The organism is Enterobacter cloacae complex sp. ECL352 (assembly GCF_020149545.1).
In the GTDB taxonomy this organism is placed as follows: domain Bacteria; phylum Pseudomonadota; class Gammaproteobacteria; order Enterobacterales; family Enterobacteriaceae; genus Enterobacter; species Enterobacter asburiae_B.
Genome location: NZ_CP083709.1, coordinates 2,234,038 through 2,260,577, shown reverse-complemented (window position 1 = coordinate 2,260,577; position 26,540 = coordinate 2,234,038). Strand labels below are relative to the sequence as shown.

Below are 26,540 nucleotides of genomic sequence, written 5' to 3'. Positions count from 1 at the left end.
GTGTGGGAGGCCTTAATTACTATTTTGAGAACATTTTTCATTGGTGGGGGCCGTTATGACCGTACTGCACTGCGTGGATTTTTTTCCTTCAGGAGGTTCGCCTGTCGCGATTGAGCCACGGCTTCCTCAGGCTGCGTTCCCGGAGCATCATCATGATTTTCACGAAATTGTGATTGTTGAGCGCGGGACGGGTATTCATGTTTTCAATGGCCAGCCCTATACCATCAGCGGCGGTACGGTGTGCTTCGTGCGCGACCACGACCGGCACCTGTATGAACATACCGACAACCTGTGTCTGACGAATGTGCTTTACCGTTCCCCGGACGCGTTCCAGTTTCTTTCGGGGCTGAGCCAGCTGTTGCCCCAGGAGCAAGACGGACACTATCCGTCGCACTGGCGGGTGAATCAGTCCATCCTGCAGCAGGTGCGTCAGCTGGTGAGCCAGATGGAGAAGAGCGAGGACGGGCAGGAGACGCACGCCATTGCCACGCGCGAACTGCTGTTTATGCAGCTTCTGGTGCTGCTGCGCCGCAGCAGCCTGGTGGAAGGGCTGGAAGATAACAACGCGCGCCTGAACTATCTGATGGCCTGGCTGGAAGATCATTTTGCCGAGGATGTCTGCTGGGAAACCCTTGCGGATGATTTTTCCCTGTCGTTGCGGACCCTGCATCGCCAGCTTAAACAGCACACCGGACTGACGCCGCAACGCTACCTTAACCGTCTGCGCCTGATCAAAGCGCGTCATCTTTTACGTCATACCGACGATAGCGTCACGGATATTGCCTATTGCTGCGGTTTTGGCGACAGCAATCACTTTTCAACGCTATTTCGCCGGGAATTTAACTGGTCTCCGCGCGATATTCGCCAGGGAAAAGACGCGATGCTTCAGTAACGCGAGGGCAGTCACCGTTTTATTTCCGCAAAAAAGCTAATAGTGTCAGGTTATTCGGCGTAGAGGTCGTGGTGTGGCTGCTCAGTTAATTCTTCGCAAAGATGATTTTTTTGCCTCCGCGAGTCAGGCCGTCACGGTGGCCGATCGCTACCCGCAGGACGTCTTTGCCGAACATACCCACGAGTTTTGCGAGCTGGTGCTGGTTTGGCGCGGTAACGGCCTGCACATCCTCAACGACCGTCCCTACCGCATCACGCGCGGAGACCTGTTCTACATTCGCGCGGATGATAAACACTCCTACGCCTCGGTTAACGACCTGGTGCTGCAAAACGTTATTTACTGTCCGGACAGGCTCAAGCTTAACGTGGACTGGGCCGCGAGCATTCCGGGCTTTCTTGATGCTAAGTGTTCTCCGCACTGGCGCTTAAGCAGTAGCGGCATGGCTCAGGTACGGCAGGTTATTTCTCAACTGGAGCAGGAGAGCCAGAAGAACGACCCCGTTGCTAACCAGCTGGCGGAGTTGCTTTTCGCCCAGCTGGTGATGACGTTGAAGCGCCATCGTTACGCCACTGATAACCCCTCCGCCACAACGCAGGAAGCGCTGCTGGATAAGCTCATCACCCGGCTTGCGGGCAGCCTGAATAAAAACTTTGTACTGGAGAAATTCTGCGAGCAGGAACAGTGCAGCGAGCGCGCGTTGCGCCAGCATTTCCGCACCCTGACCGGGATGACGGTGAACCACTATCTGCGCCAGCTGCGCATCTGCCATGCACAATATCTCCTCCAGCATACGGAGTGGATGGTCAGTGATGTGGCGATGCGCTGCGGCTTTGAGGACAGTAACTACTTTTCAGTGGTGTTTAACCGCGAGGTGGGGATGACGCCGGTACAGTGGCGTCATCGCAGTCGAAAGGGGGTGTAATCAGTTTGCCATGCCGAGGCCGACGATATTGGCAGCGATAATAATCACCACGCAGCCGAGGCTTAGTACGCCAACCGGACGACGTCCGGCGTTCGTCCACTCTTTCAGCACCAGCCCAACCAGCCCGCCGCAAAGTACGTAGAAACTCATGTGCAGCATCCAGCTTATATAGTCGTATTGCGCCGGAATGCTGGCGTGGCCCCAGGCGTAGAAGAAGAACTGCAAATACCACATCAGGCCGCCGAGAGCGGAGAGCAGGACGTTGGTGATGATGAGCGATGTTGCCAGCGAGAAATCGGTTTTTACCGACAGGTTTTTTACTTTTGCCAGACGAATGAAGCAGAAGCCCAGGTTAACCATCGCACCGCCACCCATAATCACGACATAGCTTGGCAGCGCAACGTACAGCGGGTCGACGCCCAGCGCGGCAGCCGCTTCGTGCATCGGTTTGGCGGCGTTCATCGCGAACGACATGCCGGCCGAGAAAATGCCGCACATCACCGCCAGCAGCAGACCTTTCTTCAGGTTAAAATCTTCAGCTTTAATGCCCATCTTGCGTTCTTTCAACTGCCCCGCGCGCGTCACAATTCCTACGCCAATGACCGCCACCAGCACGCCCAGGAGCGTCATCCGCCCACCCTGAGTATTAATAAGCACGTCGAAGTTGCCGTTGAGAATTGGCGTCATCAGGGTACCGACGATCAGCGTGATGCCAATCGCGATACCAATCCCCATCGACATGCCGAGATAACGCATGGTGAGGCCATAGTTGATGTTGCCGACGCCCCACATCGCGCCGAACAGGAACACCGGCAGCAGGGTGGCGGCGCTGAAGGAGGAGAAGTAGCCCCAGAAATCGGGCAGCAGCATGGCGCTAATGGTCCAGGGCAAAATCAGCCAGGACACGATACCGCCAACGGACCACATGGTTTCCCATGACCAGCCTCTCACTTTTTTAAAAGGAGCATAGAAACAGGCTGCACTGGCAGCGCCTATCAAATGCCAGAAGATACCCATCGTAATCGCATGATTCATTTTTACACCCTCATCGTTTTTATCGTCAGTGGCTTCCCACCGACTTGAGGAGTGTAAAAATTAGGCGGTTTGGGGACCTTCAGAAGGTTGCCGCAGATGTGTTCTGGATGGCAATCAGCACGTTAACCGCGTGAGCAGACTCACAATTTCGCGATTAATCGAAAAACGAATAACCTTATAAAAACTACGGCATTGATAATCATTTTCAATATCATTTAATTAACTATAATGAACCAACTGCTTACGCGGCATTAACAGCTGTGCCGCCCGACAATAATGGAGAGGATTATGAGTTATACACTGCCATCCCTGCCGTATGCCTACGACGCACTGGAACCGCATTTCGACAAGCAGACGATGGAAATCCATCACACTAAACACCACCAGACCTATGTGAACAACGCGAACGCCGCGCTGGAAAGCCTGCCAGAGTTCGCTAACCTGTCTGCTGAAGAGCTGATCACCAAGCTGGACCAGCTGCCAGCGGACAAGAAAACCGTTCTGCGTAACAACGCTGGCGGCCACGCTAACCACAGCCTGTTCTGGAAAGGCCTGAAAACCGGTACCACCCTGCAGGGCGACCTGAAAGCGGCTATCGAGCGCGACTTCGGTTCCGTTGACAACTTCAAAGCGGAATTCGAAAAAGCCGCTGCAACCCGTTTCGGCTCTGGCTGGGCGTGGCTGGTTCTGAAAGGCGACAAGCTGGCGGTGGTTTCTACTGCTAACCAGGACTCCCCGCTGATGGGTGAAGCGATTTCTGGCGCATCCGGCTTCCCAATCCTGGGTCTGGACGTGTGGGAACACGCTTACTACCTGAAATTCCAGAACCGTCGTCCGGACTACATCAAAGCCTTCTGGGACGTGGTGAACTGGGACGAAGCAGCAGCGCGTTTCGCCGCTAAAAAATAAGGTTGCATTGACGCCTGTGAGAAGCGAGTCTTATGACTCGCTTTTTTTGTATCTGTATACCCGTCATACTTCAAGTTGCAGGTGCGTTGGCTGCGTTCGCTCACCCCAGTCACTTACTTGAGTAAGCTCCTGGGGATTCACTCTCTTGCCGCCTTCCTGCAACTCGAATTATTTAGGGCATATAAAGGAGCAGCAATGCATTACCCGGTGAACGTGTTTACAGGCAAGGTAAGGGAGTACGACGGCAGCCGCCCGAGTGCCATCGCCAAAATTCAGGTCGACGGTGAGTTGACGTTAACCGACCTCGGGCTTGCGGGTGACGAGCAGGCCGAAAAGAAAATCCACGGCGGGCCCGATCGCGCGCTGTGCCACTACCCGCGTGAACACTATCAGCACTGGAAAACCGAGTTTCCCGAGCAGACGGACCTCTTTGTTGCCCCCGCGTTTGGCGAGAATCTCTCCACCGAAGGGCTCACCGAAAAGAACGTATTTATCGGTGATATCTACCGCTGGGGCGATGCCCTGATTCAGGTGACGCAGCCACGCTCGCCGTGCTTCAAGCTCAACTACCACTTCGGTATTCAGGATATGTCGGCCCAGCTGCAAAAAGCGGGTAAAACCGGCTGGCTGTATCGCGTGGTGCTGGCTGGGCAGGTTTCAGCGGACGCGCCGCTTGAGCTGGCGTCGCGCCTGAGCGATGTGTCTGTTTATGACGCCTGCGCCATTGCCTGGCATATGCCGTTTGACGACGAACAGTATCACCGCCTGCTGTCGGCCGCGGGGTTATCCATCAGCTGGACAAGAACGATGCAGAAGCGGCGTTTAAGCAGCAAGATCGAGGATAATTCGCGGAGATTGTGGGGAAAATAGTCCTCCGCAAAAAGTAGGCCGGGTAAGGCGAAGCCGCCACCCGGCACTAACAGCTACGAACGCTTATACAACGGTAGCCACAGCGTTAACCGTAGCCCACCCAGCGGGCTATCGTCGGCTTTCACCCAGCCGCGGTGCTGCTGCATAGCGGTTTCAACAATCGCCAGACCCAGTCCCGTGCCGCCCGATTCCCGGTCGCGCGCCTCATCGGTACGATAGAACGGACGGAAAATCTGCTCGCGGTCTTCCGGGCTCACGCCTGGGCCGTCATCATCGACAATGACGGTGATCCCGTCTTTATCCACCGAGAACGCCACCTCAATCTTCGTATGCGAGTAGCGAAGAGCGTTACGCACGATGTTCTCCAGCGCGCTTTCCAGCGTGTTGGGGTTACCGTACAGCGGCCACGGGCCCGGCGGGAAGTTGACGGTAAAGGATTTACCCATCTGTTCCGCTTCGAACGCCGCGTTGTCCAGCACCTCGTGCCAGAGGTGATTGGCTTTCACCGTTTCGCTAACCAGCGCGTTTTTCTGCTGATTGCGCGACATCACCAGCAGGTCGTTGATCATGCTGTCCAGGCGGTGCGCTTCCGTTTCAATACGCTCCAGCTCTTTGCTCTCACCGCTGCGGCGGCGCAGCAGCGCGGTGCCAAGCTGCAAGCGCGTAAGCGGGGTACGCAGCTCGTGCGAGATATCCGACAGCAGACGTTGCTGTGCGGTCATCATACGATCGAGGGCGCTCACCATCTGGTTAAAACTGGTTCCGGCGGCAAGGAACTCCTGCGGACCTGCTTCCAGTTCAGGGTGTTGTCGCAGGTTACCCTGCGCCACCTCATCGGCGGCATTCTTCAGCTTACGCGCCGGTTTTGCCAGGCTCCACGCCAGCCATAACAGCAGCGGTGAGCTGACCAGCATGGTGACAATCAGCAGCAGGAGAGGGCGGTCAAACAGCAGGTTGATAAAATCAGACTGGGAGTTGCTCGCCGGACGGATCAGGTAGAGCTGATAATTATCCTCTCCGTCCCTGACGGAGAAAGGCCCCACCATCTCTACGCGGCCATATTTCTTCTTCTGAGGATGATCGGCATTATCCGCCTGGCCAATAAAGTTGCGGATGATCTGCATTTCATTGCGATCGGCCCCAATCACGCGGCCTTCGCTGGTCACCAGCAGCAGGCGTTGTCCGGGCGGCGCCCACTTGTCGATAGCGCGAAACAGCCTGCGCCACCACATTAAATCGTTTGGCGGATCGTTTGCCAGCTCGGCTTCCACGTGCTGCTCGATCATCACGCCCTGACGTTGCTCGCTGTCGAGAAGCTCCGTCATCTGGCGTGAGTCGAGTTTTGGCAACATCAAAACGAGCATTAAAACCAGTGCCAGCGTCAGCCAGAAGATGGCGAAGATGCGGGCGGTTAAGCTTCCTATCATGAAGCGGAAACCATCAGATAACCGCGACCACGCAGGGTTTTAAACCATGGGTGACCGTCTTTACGCTCCGGCAGCTTACGGCGCAGGTTAGAGATGTGCATGTCGATGGCGCGGTCAAACGGGGTGAGGCGTTTGCCCAGCACTTCCTGGCTTAGATGTTCACGCGAAACCACCTGGCCGAGGTGCTGCGCCAGCAGATACAGCAGGGTGAACTCCGTGCCGGTCAGTTCCAGCGTCTGGCCATCAAAGCTTGCTTCCTGACGGCCCGGGTTCAGGCTCAGGGAGTCGACTTCAAGAGTAGGTGAGCTGTTGTCGGTATTTTGCTGCTGTTCGCTCCAGTGGGAACGACGCAGGATAGCGCGAATACGGGCAACCAGTTCACGGTCGTTAAACGGCTTGGGTAAATAGTCATCCGCGCCCAGCTCAAGGCCGAGTACGCGGTCAAGTTCGCTGCCGCGCGCGGTCAGCATAATAACGGGAGTCTGGTGTGTCTGGCGAAGCTCTTTCAACGTATCAATACCGTTTTTCTTCGGCATCATCACGTCGAGCAAAAGTAAATCGATGCTGTCGTCAAGGAGACTCAGCGCCTGCTCGCCATCATGGGCAACCAGGACGTTGAAACCTTCCATGTCGAGCAACTCCTTTAAAAGGGATGTGAGCTCTCGGTCATCATCAACTAACAGGATTTTATTCATTGTTTAAATACCTCCGAGGCAGAAATTACGACATCAAGGCTGTCTAATCCATGACTTTACGTTGTTTTACACCCCCTGACGCATGTTTGCAGCCTGAATCGTAGACTGTCTCTCGTTGAATCGCGACACGAAAGATTTTGGGAGCAAGTGATGCGCAAAGTTACCGCTGCCGTCATGGCCTCAACGCTGGCGTTCAGTGCGTTTAGCCAGGCTGCTGAAGCTATCATCAGCGATAACAGTCCCTTACAAGAGGGCGCAACGCAGAACAGCAGCCAAAGCCATATGTTTGACGGCATAAGTTTAACCGAACATCAGCGTCAACAGATGCGAGATCTGATGCAGAGGGCACGACACGACCAGCCCCCTGTTAATGTTAGCGAAATGGAGACAATGCATCGCCTTGTCACCGCAGAAAATTTTGACGAAAGCGCTGTGCGCGCTCAGGCCGAAAAAATGGCACAGGAACAGGTTGCCCGCCAGGTAGAGATGGCGAAGGTCCGCAACCAGATGTTCCATCTGCTAACGCCCGAGCAGCAAGCGGTTTTGAATGCCAGACATCAGCAGCGAATGGACCAGCTGCGCGAGGTTGCACGGATGCAGCGAAGCTCAGAAACGACGTTTTTCAGTAGCAATAGCAGTACCCGTAGTAACCAGTAAACCCTGTTTTCCTTGCCATAGACACCATCCCTGTCTTCCCCCACATGATGTGGGGGTTTTTTTTGCCCCGCATCCGCGCTGTTAACCGTTTATTCATCCTTAGACTCCCCATGCTTCCGTTATACTAGCGGCATGACATGACAGGAGCGTTTATGAATCAATCCTATGGAAGACTGGTAAGCCGGGCCGCCATTGCGGCGACCGTCATGGCCTCCAGCCTGTTACTGATTAAAATCTTTGCCTGGTGGTATACCGGCTCGGTCAGTATTCTGGCGGCGCTCGTGGACTCGCTGATGGACATTGCCGCCTCGTTGACCAACCTGCTGGTGGTGCGTTACTCGCTGCAGCCAGCGGATGAAGAGCACACATTTGGGCACGGTAAAGCGGAGTCGCTGGCCGCGCTGGCGCAAAGTATGTTCATTTCCGGCTCTGCGCTGTTCCTGTTTTTAACCGGCATTCAGCATCTCGTTTCGCCGACACCGATGAACGATCCCGGCGTGGGCGTAGTTGTGACGATCGTTGCGCTTATATGCACACTTGTTCTGGTAACGTTCCAGCGCTGGGTTGTTCGCAAAACGCAAAGTCAGGCTGTACGGGCGGATATGCTTCATTATCAATCTGATGTTATGATGAATGGGGCTATTCTTATTGCGCTCGGTCTGGCCTGGTATGGCTGGCATCGCGCCGATGCGTTATTTGCGTTAGGGATTGGTATCTATATTTTATATAGCGCCCTGCGGATGGGGTATGAAGCGGTGCAATCACTGCTTGACCGCGCCCTCCCGGACTCAGAACGTAATGAAATTTTTTCTATCGTGACCTCCTGGCCCGGCGTCAGCGGTGCACACGATCTTCGAACGCGGCAGTCAGGGCCGACCCGCTTTATTCAGATTCATATTGAAATGGAAGACAACCTGCCACTGGTTCAGGCTCACGTTATTGCTGAGCAGGTCGAGCAGGCGATTTTGCAGCGTTTTCCTGGTTCAGACGTCATCATTCACCAGGATCCCTGCTCGGTTGTACCCGGTCATGTTGGGCTTTCGTAATTCGTTGTAAAAAAGTGAGCCAGGCCAGCATTTTGTGTATAAATTACCGCCGTTTGGTCTGACCTGAATCAATTCAGCTGGAAGGGATTGATATACTATTTGCAGTATTCGTTGGTCGATAAGTTTCTTCCGGCAACAGATTTCAATTTTGCATTCCTAAGTTCAGAGGTAGTCATGATTAAGAAAATCGGTGTGTTGACAAGCGGCGGTGATGCGCCGGGCATGAACGCGGCAATTCGTGGTGTTGTCCGTGCAGCGCTGACGGAAGGCCTGGAAGTTTTTGGCGTTTATGACGGTTATCTGGGCCTGTATGAAGATCGTATGGTTCAGCTCGACCGTTACAGCGTGTCTGACATGATCAACCGTGGCGGTACTTTCCTCGGTTCCGCGCGCTTCCCGGAATTCCGTGATGAACACGTTCGTGAAGTGGCTATCGAAAACATGAAGAAACGCGGCCTGGACGCCCTGGTGGTTATCGGTGGTGACGGCTCCTACATGGGTGCAAAACGTCTGACCGAAATGGGCTTCCCGTGCATCGGTCTGCCGGGCACCATCGACAACGACATCAAAGGTACTGACTACACGATCGGCTTCTTTACTGCACTGGGTACCGTTGTTGAAGCGATTGACCGTCTGCGTGACACCTCTTCTTCTCACCAGCGTATCTCTATCGTTGAAGTGATGGGCCGTTACTGCGGCGACCTGACGCTGGCGGCAGCCATTGCGGGCGGTTGTGAATTTATCGTCGTGCCGGAAGTCGAATTTAGCCGTGAAGATCTGGTGGCTGAAATCAAAGCGGGCATCGCGAAAGGTAAAAAACACGCGATCGTGGCTATCACCGAGCACATCTGTGACGTTGACGAGCTGGCGAAGTACATCGAAGCCGAAACCAAACGCGAAACCCGCGCGACCGTACTGGGTCACATCCAGCGCGGCGGTTCCCCAGGCCCTTACGACCGTATTCTGGCGTCCCGTATGGGCGCGTACGCTATCGATCTGCTGCTGCAGGGTCACGGCGGCCGCTGCGTCGGTATTCAGAACGAAAAACTGGTTCACCACGACATCATCGACGCGATTGAAAACATGAAGCGTCCGTTCAAAGGTGACTGGCTGGACTGCGCGAAAAAACTGTACTGATCGGCGTTTGTTTTGTGCCGGGTGGCGGCAAGGTAAATGCAAAACGGTAACCCCTGGGTTACCGTTTTTTATGGTTGCTCCCTCTCCCGTGGGAGAGGGTCAGGGCGAGGGCATCAGGCCGTTCATCCACTTCTTTTATTCCACTACGTTATAGCCAATCTTTTTTTATTCTTTAATCCTCGATTTGCTTTCTGGCACGCTGCATTCATCAAAACACTACACAAGAGAGCTGGGCGATGAATAAATGGGGCGTGGGTTTAACATTATTGCTGGCATCGACCAGCGTTCTGGCTAAGGATATCCAGTTACTGAACGTGTCATACGACCCGACGCGTGAACTGTACGAGCAATACAACAAAGCGTTTGCGGCACACTGGAAACAGGAAACCGGCGACAACGTGGTGGTTCGTCAGTCGCATGGCGGCTCCGGCAAGCAGGCGACGTCCGTGATAAACGGTATTGAAGCCGACGTGGTGACCCTGGCGTTGGCCTACGATGTCGACGCGATCGCCGAGCGCGGCCGCATCGACAAAAACTGGATCAAACGCCTGCCGGATAACTCCGCACCCTACACCTCGACCATCGTCTTCCTGGTGCGTAAAGGAAACCCGAAACAAATTAAAGACTGGAACGACCTGATCAAACCGGGCGTTTCTGTGATTACCCCGAACCCGAAAAGCTCCGGCGGCGCTCGCTGGAACTACCTGGGCGCATGGGGCTATGCACTGCATCACAACAATGGCGACCAGGCCAAAGCGCAGGAATTCGTGAAGGCGCTGTATAAAAACGTTGAGGTGCTGGACTCCGGCGCGCGTGGCGCCACCAACACCTTCGTCGAGCGCGGGATTGGCGACGTGCTGATCGCATGGGAAAACGAAGCCCTGCTGGCCACCCACGAGCTGGGCAAAGACAAATTTGAGATCGTGACCCCGAGCGAATCGATTCTGGCTGAGCCGACCGTCTCCGTGGTCGATAAAGTGGTTGAGAAGAAAGATACCAAAGCGGTGGCGGAAGCCTACCTGAAGTATCTGTACTCGCCAGAAGGCCAGGAAATTGCGGCGAAAAACTTCTATCGTCCACGCGATGCGGCGGTCGCCAAGAAATACGAAGGGGAGTTCCCAAAACTGAAGCTATTCACTATTGACGATGTGTTCGGCGGCTGGACCAAAGCGCAGAAAGAGCACTTCTCCAATGGCGGTACTTTCGACCAAATTAGCCAGCGCTAACCATTAGCCTGTGAAACGGTGACCCGGCGTGAGAAATCCGCCGGGTTTTTTATTTGGTCATCATTTTGCGTTACTCTTTTGCCTCTACTGAAAACAGGGAACGCGTTGTGAAAAAAATTATCTTATTGCTCCTCATTGTCATCGCCCTTGCCGCTGGCGGTGTGTACTGGATGAAGGCGGGTAATCCGAATGCGTTGCGACATATCGTTCTCGACCAGTGCGTGCCGAATCAGATCCAGAACCGTAACCCGGCACCGTGTGCGCAGGTGAAAACGGATGCAGGCTATGTGGTATTTAAAGATCGCAACGGGCCGCTGCAATACCTGCTGATGCCGACATATCGCATCAACGGCACCGAGAGCCCGCTGCTGACCGAAGCTCATACGCCGAACTTTTTCTGGCTGGCGTGGCAGTCGCGCAGCTTTATGACCCTGAAGCGTGGATCCGAGGTGCCTGACAGCGCCATTTCGCTGACGATTAACTCCCCGACAGGGCGTACGCAGAACCATTTCCATATTCATATCTCCTGCCTGCGCCCGGACGTGCGCGAGAAGCTCAACGCGGCACAGGGAGAAATCAGCACCCAGTGGCTGCCTCTTCCGGGGGGGCTGGAAGGACATGAATATCTTGCTCGCCGCGTGACGGAGAATGAACTGGTCCAGCGCAGCCCGTTTATGATGCTGGCTGAAGAGTTGCCGGAAGCGCGCGACCATATGGGGCGCTTTGCCCTGGCGATGGCGCAGCAGTCGGACGGCTCTTTTGTTTTGCTGGCGACCGAGCGTAACCTGCTCACGTTTAACCGCGCGTCCGCGGAGGAACTGCAGGATCATCAATGCACTATCCTGAAGTAACCCCACCATAAATCGCGTTTACTCGGGCTGCCTGTCACCGTAGACTTGCTGAAAAATTCTACAGGAGACAGGTATGTCGCTCTGGTTAACGTATCCTTTGCTGCTGCCCTCACTGATCGTTGGCGTCACCATCGTGCTGTGGGCGACGTCGCTATTGCCGGAATTTATCACCGCGCTGCTGTTCTTCACGGCGGCGATGACCGCCAGAATCGCCCCGCCGGAGGTCATCTTCGGCGGTTTTGCCTCGTCGGCTTTCTGGCTGGTATTCAGCGGCTTTGTGCTCGGCGTGGCGATCCGTAAAACCGGACTGGCGGACAGGGCCGCCCGGGCGCTGTCGGCAAAGCTCACCGACTCCTGGGTGTTGATGGTGGCGAGCGTGGTGCTGCTGAGCTACGCGCTGGCGTTTGTGATGCCGTCGAACATGGGACGTATTGCGCTGCTGATGCCGATTGTCGCGGCGATGGCAAAACGCGCCGGTATCGCCGACGGCTCCCGCGCCTGGTTCGGGCTGGCGCTGGCGGTGGGGTTCGGGACTTTCCAGCTTTCGGCGACGATCCTGCCTGCTAACGTCCCTAACCTGGTGATGAGCGGTGCGGCGGAAGGCTCGTACGGCATCCATCTGAACTATGTCCCGTATCTGCTGCTGCACACGCCGGTGCTCGGTATCCTCAAAGGCCTGATTCTGATTGGCCTCATCTGCTGGCTATTTCCCGGCAGCCCAAAACCGCCGAAGGAACAGGCGCCGTCTGATCCTATGGGGCGGGATGAAAAGCGTCTTGCCTGGCTGCTGGCGGTGGTGCTGGGGATGTGGGTCACGGAGAGCTGGCACGGCGTAGGGCCCGCGTGGACGGGGCTGGCGGCGTCGGTCATCGTTATGCTGCCGCGCATTGGGTTCATTACCGGGGAAGAGTTTTCTGCGGGGGTGAATATGCGTACCTGTATTTACGTTGCGGGCATTCTTGGGCTTGCGATCGTGGTGACGCAAACCGGTATCGGAACGGCCGTGGGCGAGGCATTGCTTCGCATTATGCCGCTGGATGCAGACAGACCGTTCACCAGCTTCCTGGCGCTTACCGGTATTACCACGGCGCTCAACTTCATTATGACCGCCAACGGCGTGCCGGCGCTTTACACCACGCTGGCGCAGAGCTTCTCGGACGCGACCGGTTTCCCGCTGCTGTCGGTGATCATGATTCAGGTGCTGGGCTATTCCACGCCGCTGCTGCCGTATCAGGCGTCGCCGATTGTGGTAGCAATGGGGCTCGGGAAGGTGCCTGCAAGGGCGGGGATGGTGCTCTGTCTGGCGCTGGCTATCGCAACGTATCTGGTACTGCTGCCGCTGGATTATCTGTGGTTTAGTTTGCTGGGGAAAGTGTAGTTCGGTGCGAGCGGTTTCCCCTCACCCCACCCCTCTCCCTAAGGGAGAGGGAGGAGAAGAGCGGCGGGTAAGCGCAAGCGCCACCCGCCACAAAGGCAATTACGCCTGTTTAGCCGCTTCTGCTGCCTTAACGATCACCGCGAAAGCGTCAGCTTTCAGGGATGCACCGCCAACCAGCGCGCCATCGATGTCTGGCTGGGTGAACAGCTCAGCAGCGTTGGAGGCGTTTACGGAACCGCCGTACTGGATAATCACTTGCTCAGCGACCTTCGCGTCGGCTTTAGCAATGTGGTCACGAATGAATTTGTGAACCGCCTGAGCCTGCGCAGGGGTTGCAGATTTGCCGGTACCGATCGCCCAGACTGGCTCGTATGCGATTACTGCGCCTTCGAACGCTGCCGCGCCCTGGGTTTTCAGCACTGCGTCGATCTGACGTGCGCACACTTCTTCGGTTTTGCCCGCTTCGTTTTCCGCTTCGGTTTCACCGATGCACAGAACCGGGATCAGACCCTGCTCTTTCAGCACGGCAAATTTCTTCGCGATGAACTCGTCGGATTCTTTGTGATAGGTGCGACGCTCGGAGTGGCCGATGATGATGTATTTCGCGCCGATATCTTTCAGCATTTCAGCGGAGGTTTCACCGGTGAACGCGCCAGACAGGTTAACGTCAACGTTCTGCGCGCCCAGAATGATGTGGCTGCCGTCAGCGGCGTGTTTAGCCAGATCCAGGTACATATCCGGCGGAGCGATAGCAACCGCGCAGCCCGTCACGCCAGCCAGCTCTTTACGCAGGTTCGCAACCAGTTCGTTTACCATGTGGCGGCTGCCGTTCAGTTTCCAGTTACCCATCACTAAAGGATGTCGCATTTCAATTCTCCACGCTAAATAAGCGAATTAAGGAATATGGCCACCCTGTCGGGCAGCATGGTCTGTGAATCAGTATAGAGATTTTCCCTCGAAAGGCTTTGCTTTTTGTCATTAATTCGCCCCGCCGAGGGTGTCAGATAGTGCCAGCTTAATCGGTTCAACAGCGAAGGTCAGTCCTTTTTCGCCGTTGTCCGCCACAACATAGCGGATCGCGCCTTCGGTATCGGCGTAATAACGCTTGTTTTTCCCGGCGGTAAGGAGTTTTTGCAGCTTTTGCTGGCTTTGCTTTTTCGTCAGCGCAGGGGTAAAGGCCTGCAGTACCGCGCTCATGTACTCCAGCGCTTTCGCCTTAGCGGCTTTCTGCTCTGGCCCCTGTATCGGCAGCCAGGTGATTTGCATGCTTTTGATTTTTAACGTACCGCGCTCCAGCGCCGTGGAAGCATACAAATTCTCGTTAATCTTGCTTGCCGCACGGGTCAATGTGGGGGTATCGCGTGAGCCATCAATGGCGCGAAACTCATCCAGCGGCAGCGTGGGGTTGGTCTGATTAAAGGTTTCACGAAACTGGCTGATGGACTGATCGAAGGACGGTGCGCCCGCCAGCAGATAGGGTGCTGTGGTCGGGGCTGTGGTTTCGGCGGCGTGCAGGGGATAACCCGCGCTGAGCAGCGCTAAACACAGGAAAAGAGAACGTGCCGAACTTTTCATCAACATTGCCCCTGGCCGTAAGTGCTCATGATTAAAACGATATCTGGTCGGCTTGTCAAAAGGTCACAACTCCAGGGTAAAATACGCGCTATACGATAATAAGGAACCTTACATGACCATACAGCAGTGGCTGTTTTCATTCAAAGGGCGTATTGGACGCCGTGATTTCTGGATCTGGATGGTGACGTGGGTTGTCGCCATGCTGCTTCTGTTTTTCGTGGCTTACAACGCCTGGCTGAGCACGCAAACGGCGGCCTTCGCGCTGGTCTGCCTGCTATGGCCAACGGCGGCGGTTGTCGTAAAACGGCTGCACGATCGCGGGCGTTCCGGCGCGTGGGCATTTCTGATTATTCTGGCGTGGATGCTGGTGGCGGGAAACTGGGCGATGCTGCCGTCCATCCTGCCGTGGGTTGTGGGCAGGCTGCTGCCGTCGGTCATCTTCGTGATGATGATTGTCGATCTGGGCGCGTTTATTGGCACCCAGAGCGAAAACAAATACGGTAAAGATACCGTTGAGGTGAAATACCGCTGATCACCAGTAGTGTTCGGCGGTCATATGGCCCGGTCGGCGGCGAAGATGTTTCGTCATCTGCCGGGTATCCTTCAGAAGCTGCTGCGTGTCACGTACCATCTGCGGGTTGCCGCACAGCATGACGTGGCTGGTTTCAGCGTTCAGCGGCAAACCCACCGCATCTTCCAGGGCTCCACTCTCAATTAACGCCGGCACGCGGCCGGTAAGCGCTCCTGCTACGGTTTCGCGGCTGACCACCGTCTGAATCTTTAGCTTTCCGCCGTACTGCTGCTCCAGCGCCTGCATTTGCGGCAAATAGCTCAGGTCTGCGGCGTAGCGCGCAGCGTGAACCAGCACGATGTTTTTAAAGCGCTCCAGATCTTTGCCGTACTGCAAAATAGAGAGATAAGGGCCGATGGCCGTACCGGTTGCCAGCATCCAGAGCGTGTCACAGTCAGGGATCTCTTCGAGCACAAAGAAGCCTGCCGCTTCACTCACAATTTGCACCTCGTCGCCGGGCTTAAGAGCGGCAAGGCGCGGGCTGAGCTTACCGTCAGGAACGGTGACCAGATAGAACTCGAGATCCGGGTTATCAGGTGCGTTAACGTAAGAGTAGGCGCGCTGCACGCGCTCGCCGTCGACATCCAGTCCCAGCTTCGCAAATTGCCCGGCTTTAAACGGGTGAACGGGAGCATGTACGGTGAGACTAAATAGCGCATCGGTCCAGAACTGTACCTTTGTGACTTTACCTGTTACCCAGTCCGCCATGATCTTCTCCTGTGCTGTTTCTCTGTTCTATCTTCCGTACTTGTGGTGATAATTTCCAGCCCGTCAGGGCCGGAAAGCTCTATCGATCAAACGGTTTTACAGAATGTGCGTCTGCACGTCCGGGTCTTTGCGGTCGAGATAGTGGATAGACTGGATGCGGCGAATGGTGCGTGATTTACCGCGAATCAGCAGTGTTTCAGTGGTGGCCATATTGCCCTTGCGGGTGATGCCGTCCAGCAGATCGCCTTTGGTGATGCCGGTCGCCGAGAAGACAACGTTATCGCTACGCGCCATCTCGTCCAGAGCCAGCACTTTATTGGCCTCGATGCCCATCGCTTCGCAGCGCGCCAGCTCGTTTTCCCCGATACGGCGGTTCTCTTCGCTGTCGCCTTTCACCTCATGGCGGGGCAGTAGACGGGCCTGCATATCGCCATCCAGCGCGCGGATCACTGCCGCGGAGACCACACCTTCCGGCGCGCCACCGATGCCGTACAGCACGTCGACTTCGCTGTCCGGCATGCAGGTCAGGATCGAGGCGGCAACGTCACCGTCAGGGATAGCAAACACGCGCACGCCGAGCTTTTGCATTTGCGCGATAGTGGCGTCGTGGCGCGGTTTCGCCAGAATGGTGACGGTGAGTTCGCTAAGGGGTTTGCCCAGGGCTTTGGCGATGTTGTGCAGGTTCTCTTCCAGCGGCAGGCTAAGGTCGATTGCGCCTTTTGCGCCAGGACCGACAATCAGCTTTTCCATGTACATATCCGGCGCGTTGAGGAAGCAACCCTTATCGCCCACGGCCAGCACCGCTAACGCATTGGCCTGACCCATCGCCGTCATGCGGGTGCCTTCGATCGGGTCAACCGCGATATCCACGGCATCGCCTTTGCCGGTACCGACTTTTTCACCGATGTAGAGCATCGGCGCTTCGTCGATCTCGCCTTCGCCGATCACGATGGTGCCGTCAATGTTGACCTGGTTAAGTACAATACGCATGGCATGGACGGCTGCGCCGTCTGCGGTATTTTTGTCGCCACGGCCCAGCCATTTATAGCCTGCAAGTGCGGCCGCTTCGGTGACGAGGGAAAACTCGATAGCAAGTTCACGTTTCATGAGGTACTCGTGCAATCAAAAGGAATTGCACGAAGTTTATCACAGAGTGGGGAGGGGTGAGGGGGCCGGTGCGGTTGGAGCCCCTCTCCCCAAAGGGGCGAGGGGACTTAAAACACCCTCTCCCCTTTGGGGAGAGGGCCGGGGTGAGGGGAATTACTCTTCGTGCTCTTCCCACGCCAGGGCGCGTTTCACCGCTTTTTTCCAGCCGCTGTAGCGGAAGTTACGCTCGGTGGTTTCGATGCCCGGACGGAATTCGCGTTCGATAACCGCTTTTTCCTGCAGCTCGTCCAGGTTCTGCCAGAAGCCTACCGCCAGACCGGCAAGGTATGCCGCGCCCAGCGCCGTGACTTCACGCACTTCAGGGCGTTCAACGCGGGTGCCCAGAATGTCGGACTGGAACTGCATCAGGAAGTTATTCGCTACCGCACCGCCGTCCACGCGCAGGGCGTGCAGACGAATGCCGGAGTCAGCCTGCATCGCTTCCAGCACGTCGCGCGTCTGGTAGGCGATGGATTCGAGAGTAGCGCGAATAATGTGGTTAGAGTTCACACCGCGCGTCAGGCCGAAAATTGCGCCGCGTGCATACGGGTCCCAGTACGGTGCGCCCAGACCGGTGAACGCAGGCACCACGTACACGCCGTTGGTGTCTTTCACTTTGGTCGCGAAGTACTCGGAGTCGAACGCATCGCTGATCAGCTTCATCTCGTCGCGCAGCCACTGAATGGATGCACCCGCCATGAACACCGCACCTTCCAGCGCATAGTTCACTTCGCCGCGCGGGCCGCAGGCGATGGTGGTCAGCAGGCCGTTTTCTGATTTCACCGCCTTCTCGCCGGTGTTCATCAGCATAAAGCAGCCGGTGCCGTAGGTGTTCTTCGCCATCCCTTCCTTGACGCACAGCTGGCCGAACAGCGCCGCCTGCTGGTCGCCGGCGATACCGGCGATAGGAATACGGGTGCCGCCTTTACCGCCGATGTTGGTCTGGCCGTATACTTCTGAAGACTTACGCACTTCAGGAAGCATCGCGCGCGGAATGTCCAGCGCGTCCAGCATCTTGTCATCCCACTCAAGGGTGTTGATGTTGAACAGCATGGTACGCGAGGCGTTGGTGTAGTCGGTCACGTGAACGCGTCCCTGGGTCATCTTCCAGATAAGCCAGGTATCGACGGTACCGAACAGCAGCTCGCCGCGTTTAGCACGCTCGCGTGAACCTTCTACGTGGTCGAGGATCCATTTCACTTTGGTGCCGGAGAAATACGGGTCAACCACCAGACCGGTGGCGCTGCGCACATACTCTTCCATACCGTCGCGCTTCAGCTGTTCGCAGATCTCGGATGTACGGCGGCACTGCCAGACGATAGCGTTGTAAATGGGCTTACCGGTTTCACGTTCCCAGACAATCGTCGTTTCACGCTGGTTGGTAATACCAATCGCGGCAATCTCGTCGGAACTGATATCGGCTTTCGCCAGCACTTCGACCAGCGTGGAGCTTTGTGACGCCCAAATCTCCATTGGGTCATGTTCTACCCAGCCTGGACGAGGATAAATTTGCTCAAATTCGCGCTGTGACACGCTGACGATGTTCGCGTCATGATCCATTACGACAGCGCGGGAGCTGGTAGTGCCCTGGTCGAGCGCAACGATATATTTTTTTTCGGTCATGGTATGTGTCCCGTAGTCAGATTACAGCGAAGCTTTTTGTTGTGCGGTAGAAGTCGTTTCCTTCTCCTCTTCCACACAGGTGTCGCACGGTAAGTGGCGACCAATTAATTTGCGGTAGCTAAACGCACCCAGCGCAGCCCCGACAACCGGCGCAAACAGCGGTACCAGGAAGTAAGGAATGTCTTTGCCACCGGTGAAGGCGACGTCGCCCCAGCCAGCGATAAAGGCGAAGGTTTTTGGTCCGATATCACGTGCCGGGTTCATCGCGAATCCGGTCAGCGGGCCCATGGATGCACCAATCACCGCAATCAGCAAACCAATCAGCAGGGGTGCCAGCGGGCCGCGCGGAATGCCGTTTCCGTCGTCGGTCAGCGCCAGGATAACGCCCATCAGAATAGCGGTAATCACCATTTCAACTGCGAACGCCTGCACAAAATTGATATGCGGGTTAGGGTAGGTTGAGAAGATGCCTGCCAGATCCAGACTTTCGACGCTGCCGCGTACCATATGATGCGTCTGTTCGAAGTCGATGAAAAGATTGTAATAAAGCCCGTAAACTAACGCCGCTGCGCAAAACGCGCCGGCAAACTGAGAAAGAATGAAAGGAACAACTTTGCGTCCGTCGAAGCACGCGAACAGCCACAGTGCGATTGTCACCGCCGGGTTAAGATGTGCACCAGAAACCCCTGCAGTCAGGTAGATGGCCATCGCCACGCCCAGACCCCAGATGATACTGATTTCCCACTGACCAAAACTGGCACCCGCCACTTTCAGTGCAGCGACACAGCCCACTCCGAAGAATATCAACAACCCGGTACCAAGGAACTCGGCAATGCACTGGCCTTTTAAGGTTGATGTCTGACTCATAATCGGAATCCTGAAGAAATTGATGTTTATTGTTAGCATGGCCGCCCGTGACAGCCACGATGCCCTGTAGACATAGTGTTAATTTATCGTTAACGAGCAAAAACGAGAAATATCGAAATCAAAATGTGTGGTCTGTGTCAATAAAATGAGCGTTTTCGCGCCATAAAGCACATTTTTGCATCAGTACAGGATCAGTACAGGAATGTGAGCTGAATCATTTCATTAACGAATCAGTTAACAATTTAGGGATATATGATGCGAACACACCAGGACCAGACCTAAAAGTGTTGCAAACCGCGATCTGCGCGGTGTGTCGCTGGACACAGAGCGCCGCGCTCCATACAATCGACGGTATATGTCGTGCGCGTTTATGTTAAAGCGTCGCCTTGCAATTCAGGAGAGGTAGCATCATGTCTTTAGAAGTGTTTGAGAAACTGGAATCGAAAGTACAGCAGGCGATTGACACCATCACCCTGCTGCAGATGGAAATTGAAGAGCTGAAAGAAAAGAACAACAGCCTGGCGCAGGAAGTTCAGAACGCTCAGCACGGCCGCGAAGAACTGGAGCGCGAAAACAACCAGCTGCGCGAACAGCAGAACGGCTGGCAGGATCGCCTGCAGGCGCTGCTGGGACGTATGGAAGAGGTCTAATTCCCTACGGGATGAATTGAACAGGCCGGGTAAGGCGAAGCCGCCACCCGGCTTTTTTATGATTTGATGTCAGCCGGGGCTCACCATAAAAAAGGCCGCCAAAGGCGGCCTTAACGCTACTTGTCCTGCGCTGTCATAGCAAAAGCAACGAACACATTCGGTTCATCACTCTTTACAACGAGTACGCTGGCGACAATGAACGCGATACATAAATAGCGTTTCATTATGCGGTCCCTGCAGCTAACCGCTCCACCGTTCACCACCGGTGATAAGTCGGTGGACACAAGCCCTGGTATTAGCCTGCTTTACGGTAGTGAATACACCTTTCCCTGGACCGATGCCCATTTGCGAGATGGCGGAAAGGGACGCTTCATCATAATGAGCATCAACCGTGGAGTTAAGGTATTCATAGACAATTAGGATTTTATAAAGGTTCTGAGGGGTTGCCCAAGGTTTGGACGAGAGTATGATGAAACTCCCTGGTGTTAGTCTGCAAAACTTCCCAACGGACCGCGAATCCTGAGGGGACAAAAAAACCGCCACATTGCTGTTGGCGGTTTTTTTATGGTTCTCGCTGACTTTTAACTACTCGATATCCAGCGCATCTTCCGACAGGATAATGCCGGTATTATCGGCGTAGAGATGGTCCCCGGAGAAGAAGGTCACGCCGCCGAAATTGACGCGCACGTCGCTTTCGCCGATGCCGTCACCCGCCGCCCCTACCGGTATGGCAGCGATGGCCTGAATCCCGATATCCAGGTCTTCCAGATCGTCCACCTGACGTACGGAACCATACACCACAAGGCCTTCCCACTCATTCTGAACGGCAATGCCGGCCAGTTCAGCATCAATTAATGCACGGCGCACGGAACCGCCGCCGTCGACCACAAGAACGCGGCCGCGGCCATTCTGTTCGAGCAGATCGTACAGCAACCCGTTGTCCTCGAAACATTTCACCGTGACGATTTGACCGCCAAACGACGACCTCCCACCAAAGTTGGAGAACAGCGGTTCAACGACGTTGACATCTTCCTGGTAGATGTCACAAAGCTCGGAGGTATCGTATTTCATAGGTTTAACGCTCAGTTGCTGCGAATGTGTTCAGTATATCGTGCGAAATGCGTTGTTGGCAAAATCATCAATTGTTAATTGATATTTGTCAGCTAACGCAGCGTCTGGCTTAAAACAATCCCGATGACGAACAACAGGTTAGTCAGCAACGCGCCTTTTACCGTGCGTTCCAGCATCGGCGGCATGGCGGACGGGCTGAGTTCACGCATCACAAAGCGGGCCTGCTTAATCAGCAGCGGCGCGGCAAGCACAAACAGCCAGCCCCACAGGCTCTGCAAGGAAATCAGGTTAAACAGCGCCAGGCAAACCAGCGCGCCAATGAGCAGACAGGCGTGATAGCGGCGCGCATTGACCGGCCCCAGACGAACCGCCAGAGTGTTTTTGCCGTTCTCGCGATCGCTGTCGATATCGCGCAGGTTGTTGATGTTGAGCACCGCCGTCGCCAGCAGACCGCAGGCGGTCGCGGGCAGGAACAGGGCAGGGATCACCGTATGCGCCTGCAGGTACCAGCTTCCCATCACGCTCAGCCAGCCGAAGAACACCAGTACGGAGATATCCCCGAGCCCAATATAACCGTAAGGACGCGTGCCGACGGTGTAGGTGATGGCCGCGATAATGGCCAGTAAACCCAGCACCAGGAAGCCAATGAAATCGCTGGTGGTCTTAGACGCCACCGTCACCAGCGCAAGGCCGGATACGCAGATCAGCGCTACGGTGATAATCAGCGCGCGTTTCATCTGCGCCTGGGTAATCACCCCTTTCTGCATTCCGCGCAGTGGACCTATGCGGTCCGGCTTGTCGCTGCCTTTTACCGCGTCGCCGTAGTCGTTGGCGAGATTAGAGAGAATTTGCAGCAGGCCGGCGGTAATCAGTGCCAGCGCGGCGACCAGCGGCTCAAAATAACCCTGCCACCAGGCAAGGGCGGTACCGACGATAATCGCGGCAAAGGCCAGAGGAAGCGTTTTAGGGCGCAGACTTTCGAGCCACGCCTGAGTACGGCTGATGTCAGTCATAAGTATTTAGCCAATAAAAATGGGGGCATTAGCCCCCATTAAACGTGATGAGAATCCAGTAACCGCGATTATAGGATAAAACGGCTCAGATCTTCATCTGCCACTAACGCATCCAGATGTTTACTCACATATTCTGCGTCAATGGTAACGGTTTGGCCGTTAAGGTCGCTCGCGTCATAAGAGATATCTTCTACCAGGCGTTCAAGCACGGTATGCAGGCGACGCGCACCGATGTTCTCGGTGGTTTCGTTGACCTGCCATGCGGCTTGGGCAATACGCTTGATACCGTCTTCGGTGAACTCGAGGTTCACGCCTTCGGTCGCCATCAGCGCTTTGTACTGTACGGTAGCAGAGGCGTTTGGCTCGGTCAGGATACGTTCGAAATCTTCGGTAGTAAGCGCCTGCAGCTCAACGCGGATAGGCAGACGCCCCTGCAGTTCGGGGATCAGATCCGACGGGCTGGCAACCTGGAACGCCCCTGAAGCGATAAACAGGATGTGGTCCGTTTTCACCATGCCGTGCTTGGTGGAGACTGTGCAGCCTTCAACCAGCGGCAGCAGGTCGCGCTGAACGCCTTCGCGGGACACGTCCGGGCCGGAGCTGTTGCCGCCGCGCTTACAAATTTTGTCGATTTCGTCGATAAACACGATACCGTGCTGCTCAACCGCGTCGATAGCGTCCTGCTTCAGCTCTTCCGGGTTTACCAGCTTCGCCGCTTCTTCTTCAATCAGCAGCTTCATCGCGTCTTTGATTTTCAGCTTACGCGCTTTCTGCTTCTGGCCGCCCAGGTTCTGGAACATGGACTGGAGCTGGCTGGTCATCTCTTCCATGCCCGGAGGCGCCATGATTTCCACACCCATTGGCGCGGCAGCGAGATCGATCTCAATCTCTTTGTCGTCCAGCTGGCCTTCACGCAGTTTTTTGCGGAATGCCTGGCGCGCCGCGGAAGGTTCCGCCTGCTGCTCTGCCTGGCCCCAGTTGTTTTTTGCCGGTGGGATCAGCACGTCGAGAATGCGCTCTTCGGCCATCTCTTCCGCGCGATAGCGGTTTTTCTCGATCGCCTGGACGCGCACCATCTTGATCGCCGAGTCGGTCAGATCGCGGATGATGGAGTCCACTTCTTTACCCACATAGCCCACTTCGGTGAACTTGGTGGCTTCCACTTTGATGAACGGCGCGTTAGCCAGCTTCGCCAGACGACGGGCGATTTCGGTTTTACCGACGCCGGTCGGGCCGATCATCAGAATGTTTTTCGGCGTCACTTCGTGGCGCAGCTCTTCATCAAGCTGCATACGACGCCAGCGGTTACGCAGGGCGATAGCCACGGAACGCTTGGCGTTATCCTGGCCGATAATGTGTTTGTTCAGTTCGCTGACAATTTCGCGTGGGGTCATTTCAGACATGGGAGATCCTTACGCTTTGGAGGTCAATTCTTCGATGGTGTGGTTGTGGTTGGTATAAATGCAGATATCACCTGCAATATCCAACGCCTTCACCGCGATATCACGCGCGTTCATGTCGGTATTTTCCAACAGCGCGCGGGCTGCAGCCTGGGCATAAGGGCCGCCAGAGCCGATGGCAATAAGATCATTTTCCGGCTGAATGACGTCACCGTTACCGGTGATGATCAGCGAGGCGGTTTCATCGGCCACGGCCAGCAGCGCTTCGAGCTTGCGCAGCATGCGGTCGGTACGCCAGTCTTTCGCCAGCTCAACGGCAGCTTTCACCAGATGACCCTGGTGCATTTCCAGTTTGCGTTCAAACAGTTCAAACAGCGTGAAGGCGTCCGCCGTGCCGCCAGCAAAACCGGCGATCACTTTGTCGTTGTAGAGGCGGCGCACTTTCTTCACGTTGCCTTTCATGACGGTATTACCCAGCGTGGCCTGGCCATCACCGGCGATTACCACATGGCCGTTACGGCGTACACTTACTATTGTTGTCACGAGCAGACCCCCTGGTTACAGAATCGGGAAACAGAAGCCCTGAGCCTGTGCTCAGGGCTGAATTAAATGATAGATGGGGGGGATTTTGGGGGTTTCAACCCCCGGAGGCGAGTCGAATGCAGTTTGTGTGGCCAGCGATTTTCAACCGCGAAATGGTGCCATCGGCATTTTCTTTGCCTTTGACCGGACCAATCACCACGCGATTCCAGCCGTTATTGGTGGTAATACGCGAATCAAACCCTTCAAAGGCCAGCTGAGCACGTACCGTTTCCGCCTGCTCTGCGCCTTTGAACGAACCGCACTGTACCATCCAGCGGCGCTCGTCTTTTTTCTCAGCCGTCTGCTTCGGCGCTTCGGTCTCTTTGGTCACCGGCGCGGCCTGCTGCGTTTTCGGCTGCTGCGCGGTGGTATGCGCTGGCGTCTGGAGCAGATCCTGATACGGCTGAGCCGCCTGTTTCTGCGGCTGCGTTTTCGGCTGCTGCTGGACAGGCTGAGACTGCGCCGTACGCGTCGGCTGCTGGTATGGCTGTTCCGTTACCCGCGGCTGTGCTTTCGGCTGCTGCACCGGCTGGGTTTGCGCCCACTGCTGCTGTTGTTGCTGCTGCTGGATCTGCTGTTGCGCCTGACGTCGCTGCAGCGTTTGCTGGCGCTGTGCCGGCGTCTGCTCATTCCACGGTACTTCGTTCAGCTGCGTAGGCTGCTGGCGCATATCGGCCTGCATTTGGGCCAGCAGCTGACGCTGTTCATCCGTCAGCTGATTCGCATTCTGCACTTCACCACCCGCAGAAGGTTCGGTTGGCGCACGCACCCCGGGCTGACGGCTTTCCAGCTCTTTGATATAGCGCCAGCGCTCTTCAGGCTTCGGAGGAAGGCCATTTCCGGCAACTTTACTGGCCTGAAGCGCCTCAGACTCTTCTTTTTTATGGTGCGTGATGAAGTACAGGCCACCAATAAAGGCGACGACTACAGCCGCAGCAATAGCGACCATTGCTGGCGAGACAGCAGGCAGGTTACGTTGCTTTTTCCTTGAGCTACTCTTTTTGCGTCGCGAAGGTGCCGGCTGGCCGCGACGTACATAATCTCGTTGTGCCACTATCGTTTCGCTGTATTTATTCGTTCGTCAGTCCGCCATGTTACTTAAGCGGCGGGGCTTTGACCAGATAAGGGTATCCGAAAGACGTTTACTTTAAGTCAATGCCTGGGTAGTGCCGCGGACAATCAGTTCGCAGTCCAGCAACCGCGAGCCGCTGCTAACTGTTTGACCGTGAAGCTGATCCAGCAGAAGGAGCATCGCTTCGCGGCCGATTTGGTAGCGCGGCTGAGCGACCGTTGAGAGTGGCGGATCGCAAAATTCTGAAAGCGAAATATTGTCGAATCCGATGATCGATAAATCTTTCGGTATGCGAAGGCCGCGGCGTTTGGCGTACGACAATGCGCCCAGCGCCATCACGTCGCTGTGACAAAATACGGCGGTTGGCGGTTCAGGCAGGTCCAGAAGTTTCTCAAGCGCTTGTCCACCCGCGGCGAAGGTAAAGTCACCGCGCGCAATGTAGTGCGGATCGACGGTGACGCCGGTACGGCGCAGCGCCTGAACGTAGCCCTGCAAGCGATAGTGACACAGCGGCATCTCTTCAGGCCCGGCAATACAGCCAATGCGCTTATGCCCCAGCTCCTGGAGATAGTTTACGGCGTTGAACGCGGCGGTGAGGTTATCAATGTGGACCGTCGGCAGCTCCAGCTCCGGCGCAAACTCGTTGGCCATCACCATCGGCGGTAAATTACGCTGCTCTTCAATGCTGGCATCAAACGGCAGGCGGGAGCCAAGCAGCAGCATGCCGTCGATCTGCTTGGTGATAATGAGATCGATGAAGGTTTTTTCCTGCTGGTTCTGATGAGCGCAGTCGCCAATCAGCACCAGGTAACCCTGTTCCGCTGCGGTGACTTCAATACCGCGGATAATCTCGCTGAAGAAGGGGTCGCAGATATCCGGCACAATCACCAGAATGGTGCGCGACTCATTGCGTTTAACGTTACGCCCCATCGCCTGTGGGAAATAACCCACTTCAAGCGCAGCCTGCTCTACCCGGTTACGGGTCGCCTGGGAGACTTTATCCGGGTTCATTAATGCGCGGGATACCGTTGCCGTAGAGACTTGTGCTTTCTGGGCAACGTCTTTCATGGTCGCCGGTGCAACCTCTTTCCTGGACTTCAACGTCTTCTCCTCGCCTGAACACCGAACTTCTGACATCACCATTTTTACAGATAGTTAATGGAATCGGTTACAGAATTTTCATAAAAAGTGTGAGGAGCGTTAAATTTTTCGATCCG

Annotated in this window: 27 protein-coding genes; 12 read left to right on the top strand and 15 right to left on the bottom strand. The window is 55.6% G+C overall.

From position 1 onward, the window contains the following. Positions 1-55 precede the first annotated feature (55 nt). Together rhaS and rhaR are read left to right on the top strand one after the other, a co-directional pair. Complete coding sequence (rhaS, locus tag LBF07_RS11050; protein WP_094935288.1) at positions 56-892, top strand: HTH-type transcriptional activator RhaS; 837 nt, start codon at positions 56-58, stop codon at positions 890-892. Between the two features lie 73 nt (positions 893-965). Then, on the top strand, positions 966-1,814 hold the full coding sequence (rhaR, locus tag LBF07_RS11045) for an HTH-type transcriptional activator RhaR (protein WP_094935289.1): 849 nt from the start codon (positions 966-968) through the stop codon (positions 1,812-1,814). Here the strand turns inward: rhaR and rhaT are convergent, their stop codons facing one another. Further along, the gene (gene rhaT / locus LBF07_RS11040; RefSeq protein WP_039264206.1) at positions 1,815-2,849 is read right to left on the bottom strand and encodes an L-rhamnose/proton symporter RhaT; all 1,035 of its coding nucleotides are present in this window, start codon (positions 2,847-2,849) and stop codon (positions 1,815-1,817) included. Between the two features lie 288 nt (positions 2,850-3,137). Here rhaT and sodA point away from each other — a divergent pair, with 288 nt between their 5' ends. Continuing rightward, entirely contained in the window at positions 3,138-3,758 is a 621-nt protein-coding gene (gene sodA / locus LBF07_RS11035; RefSeq protein ID WP_004203668.1) for a superoxide dismutase [Mn], read from the top strand. 195 nt (positions 3,759-3,953) lie between these two features. Continuing rightward, positions 3,954-4,628: a 6-hydroxyaminopurine reductase gene (yiiM, locus tag LBF07_RS11030; RefSeq protein WP_064673063.1), complete on the top strand. Its 675-nt coding sequence runs from the start codon at positions 3,954-3,956 to the stop codon at positions 4,626-4,628. A 53-nt stretch (positions 4,629-4,681) separates the two neighbouring features. Here the strand turns inward: yiiM and cpxA are convergent, their stop codons facing one another. Then, positions 4,682-6,055, bottom strand: a complete 1,374-nt coding sequence (gene cpxA / locus LBF07_RS11025) for an envelope stress sensor histidine kinase CpxA (RefSeq protein ID WP_023309731.1) — start codon at positions 6,053-6,055, stop codon at positions 4,682-4,684. Continuing rightward, entirely contained in the window at positions 6,052-6,750 is a 699-nt protein-coding gene (gene cpxR, locus LBF07_RS11020; protein ID WP_006179159.1) for an envelope stress response regulator transcription factor CpxR, read from the bottom strand. The genes cpxA and cpxR overlap by 4 nt, the downstream gene beginning before the upstream one ends. A gap of 150 nt (positions 6,751-6,900) precedes the next feature. On the opposite strand from cpxR, the gene cpxP reads away from it, so the two are divergent. The 6 genes from cpxP (at position 6,901) to LBF07_RS10990 (ending at position 13,045) form a co-directional block, all read left to right on the top strand. Beyond that, positions 6,901-7,407: a cell-envelope stress modulator CpxP gene (cpxP, locus tag LBF07_RS11015; protein WP_032662714.1), complete on the top strand. Its 507-nt coding sequence runs from the start codon at positions 6,901-6,903 to the stop codon at positions 7,405-7,407. A 152-nt stretch (positions 7,408-7,559) separates the two neighbouring features. Continuing rightward, on the top strand, positions 7,560-8,453 hold the full coding sequence (fieF, locus tag LBF07_RS11010; RefSeq protein WP_023309697.1) for a CDF family cation-efflux transporter FieF: 894 nt from the start codon (positions 7,560-7,562) through the stop codon (positions 8,451-8,453). A gap of 174 nt (positions 8,454-8,627) precedes the next feature. Beyond that, complete coding sequence (gene pfkA / locus LBF07_RS11005; RefSeq protein ID WP_023309696.1) at positions 8,628-9,590, top strand: 6-phosphofructokinase; 963 nt, start codon at positions 8,628-8,630, stop codon at positions 9,588-9,590. A 236-nt stretch (positions 9,591-9,826) separates the two neighbouring features. Then, positions 9,827-10,816 (top strand): sulfate ABC transporter substrate-binding protein, encoded by a 990-nt coding sequence (locus LBF07_RS11000; protein ID WP_023309695.1) that lies wholly within the window; start codon positions 9,827-9,829, stop codon positions 10,814-10,816. Between the two features lie 107 nt (positions 10,817-10,923). Continuing rightward, complete coding sequence (locus LBF07_RS10995; RefSeq protein ID WP_058841956.1) at positions 10,924-11,667, top strand: CDP-diacylglycerol diphosphatase; 744 nt, start codon at positions 10,924-10,926, stop codon at positions 11,665-11,667. A 73-nt stretch (positions 11,668-11,740) separates the two neighbouring features. Further along, positions 11,741-13,045, top strand: coding sequence for an SLC13 family permease (locus tag LBF07_RS10990; RefSeq protein ID WP_039264211.1), 1,305 nt, complete (start codon positions 11,741-11,743; stop codon positions 13,043-13,045). Between the two features lie 99 nt (positions 13,046-13,144). Here the strand turns inward: LBF07_RS10990 and tpiA are convergent, their stop codons facing one another. Next, positions 13,145-13,912 carry a triose-phosphate isomerase gene (gene tpiA / locus LBF07_RS10985; RefSeq protein WP_014172206.1) on the bottom strand — a complete coding sequence of 256 codons (768 nt, stop codon included), beginning with the start codon at positions 13,910-13,912 and terminating at the stop codon, positions 13,145-13,147. A gap of 111 nt (positions 13,913-14,023) precedes the next feature. Further along, positions 14,024-14,620 (bottom strand): DUF1454 family protein, encoded by a 597-nt coding sequence (locus tag LBF07_RS10980; protein WP_023309692.1) that lies wholly within the window; start codon positions 14,618-14,620, stop codon positions 14,024-14,026. Between the two features lie 112 nt (positions 14,621-14,732). Here LBF07_RS10980 and LBF07_RS10975 point away from each other — a divergent pair, with 112 nt between their 5' ends. Then, the gene (locus tag LBF07_RS10975; RefSeq protein WP_023293600.1) at positions 14,733-15,152 is read left to right on the top strand and encodes a DUF805 domain-containing protein; all 420 of its coding nucleotides are present in this window, start codon (positions 14,733-14,735) and stop codon (positions 15,150-15,152) included. On the opposite strand, the gene fpr is transcribed toward LBF07_RS10975, so the two are convergent. The 4 genes from fpr to LBF07_RS10955 form a co-directional block, all read right to left on the bottom strand. Continuing rightward, entirely contained in the window at positions 15,153-15,899 is a 747-nt protein-coding gene (gene fpr, locus LBF07_RS10970) for a ferredoxin--NADP(+) reductase (protein ID WP_029739198.1), read from the bottom strand. Between the two features lie 96 nt (positions 15,900-15,995). Then, on the bottom strand, positions 15,996-17,006 hold the full coding sequence (glpX, locus tag LBF07_RS10965; protein ID WP_094935290.1) for a class II fructose-bisphosphatase: 1,011 nt from the start codon (positions 17,004-17,006) through the stop codon (positions 15,996-15,998). Positions 17,007-17,159: 153 nt separating this feature from the next. Beyond that, positions 17,160-18,668, bottom strand: a complete 1,509-nt coding sequence (gene glpK / locus LBF07_RS10960) for a glycerol kinase GlpK (RefSeq protein ID WP_023309688.1) — start codon at positions 18,666-18,668, stop codon at positions 17,160-17,162. Positions 18,669-18,689: 21 nt separating this feature from the next. Further along, on the bottom strand, positions 18,690-19,535 hold the full coding sequence (locus LBF07_RS10955; protein ID WP_087822921.1) for an MIP/aquaporin family protein: 846 nt from the start codon (positions 19,533-19,535) through the stop codon (positions 18,690-18,692). A gap of 410 nt (positions 19,536-19,945) precedes the next feature. Here LBF07_RS10955 and zapB point away from each other — a divergent pair, with 410 nt between their 5' ends. Beyond that, on the top strand, positions 19,946-20,185 hold the full coding sequence (gene zapB / locus LBF07_RS10950) for a septal ring assembly protein ZapB (RefSeq protein ID WP_010436935.1): 240 nt from the start codon (positions 19,946-19,948) through the stop codon (positions 20,183-20,185). A 585-nt stretch (positions 20,186-20,770) separates the two neighbouring features. Here the strand turns inward: zapB and rraA are convergent. The 6 genes from rraA to cytR all read right to left on the bottom strand — a co-directional run bounded on the left by rraA (position 20,771) and on the right by cytR (position 26,424). Further along, entirely contained in the window at positions 20,771-21,256 is a 486-nt protein-coding gene (rraA, locus tag LBF07_RS10945; protein ID WP_032662736.1) for a ribonuclease E activity regulator RraA, read from the bottom strand. 92 nt (positions 21,257-21,348) lie between these two features. Next, on the bottom strand, positions 21,349-22,269 hold the full coding sequence (gene menA, locus LBF07_RS10940) for a 1,4-dihydroxy-2-naphthoate polyprenyltransferase (RefSeq protein ID WP_069303426.1): 921 nt from the start codon (positions 22,267-22,269) through the stop codon (positions 21,349-21,351). Between the two features lie 68 nt (positions 22,270-22,337). Next, the gene (gene hslU / locus LBF07_RS10935; protein WP_023309685.1) at positions 22,338-23,672 is read right to left on the bottom strand and encodes an HslU--HslV peptidase ATPase subunit; all 1,335 of its coding nucleotides are present in this window, start codon (positions 23,670-23,672) and stop codon (positions 22,338-22,340) included. A 9-nt stretch (positions 23,673-23,681) separates the two neighbouring features. Further along, the gene (gene hslV / locus LBF07_RS10930) at positions 23,682-24,212 is read right to left on the bottom strand and encodes an ATP-dependent protease subunit HslV (RefSeq protein ID WP_008501802.1); all 531 of its coding nucleotides are present in this window, start codon (positions 24,210-24,212) and stop codon (positions 23,682-23,684) included. 94 nt (positions 24,213-24,306) lie between these two features. Then, positions 24,307-25,305, bottom strand: coding sequence for a cell division protein FtsN (gene ftsN / locus LBF07_RS10925; RefSeq protein ID WP_058841957.1), 999 nt, complete (start codon positions 25,303-25,305; stop codon positions 24,307-24,309). Positions 25,306-25,398: 93 nt separating this feature from the next. Then, entirely contained in the window at positions 25,399-26,424 is a 1,026-nt protein-coding gene (gene cytR / locus LBF07_RS10920; protein ID WP_023309683.1) for a DNA-binding transcriptional regulator CytR, read from the bottom strand. Between the last annotated feature and the right edge of the window lie 116 nt (positions 26,425-26,540).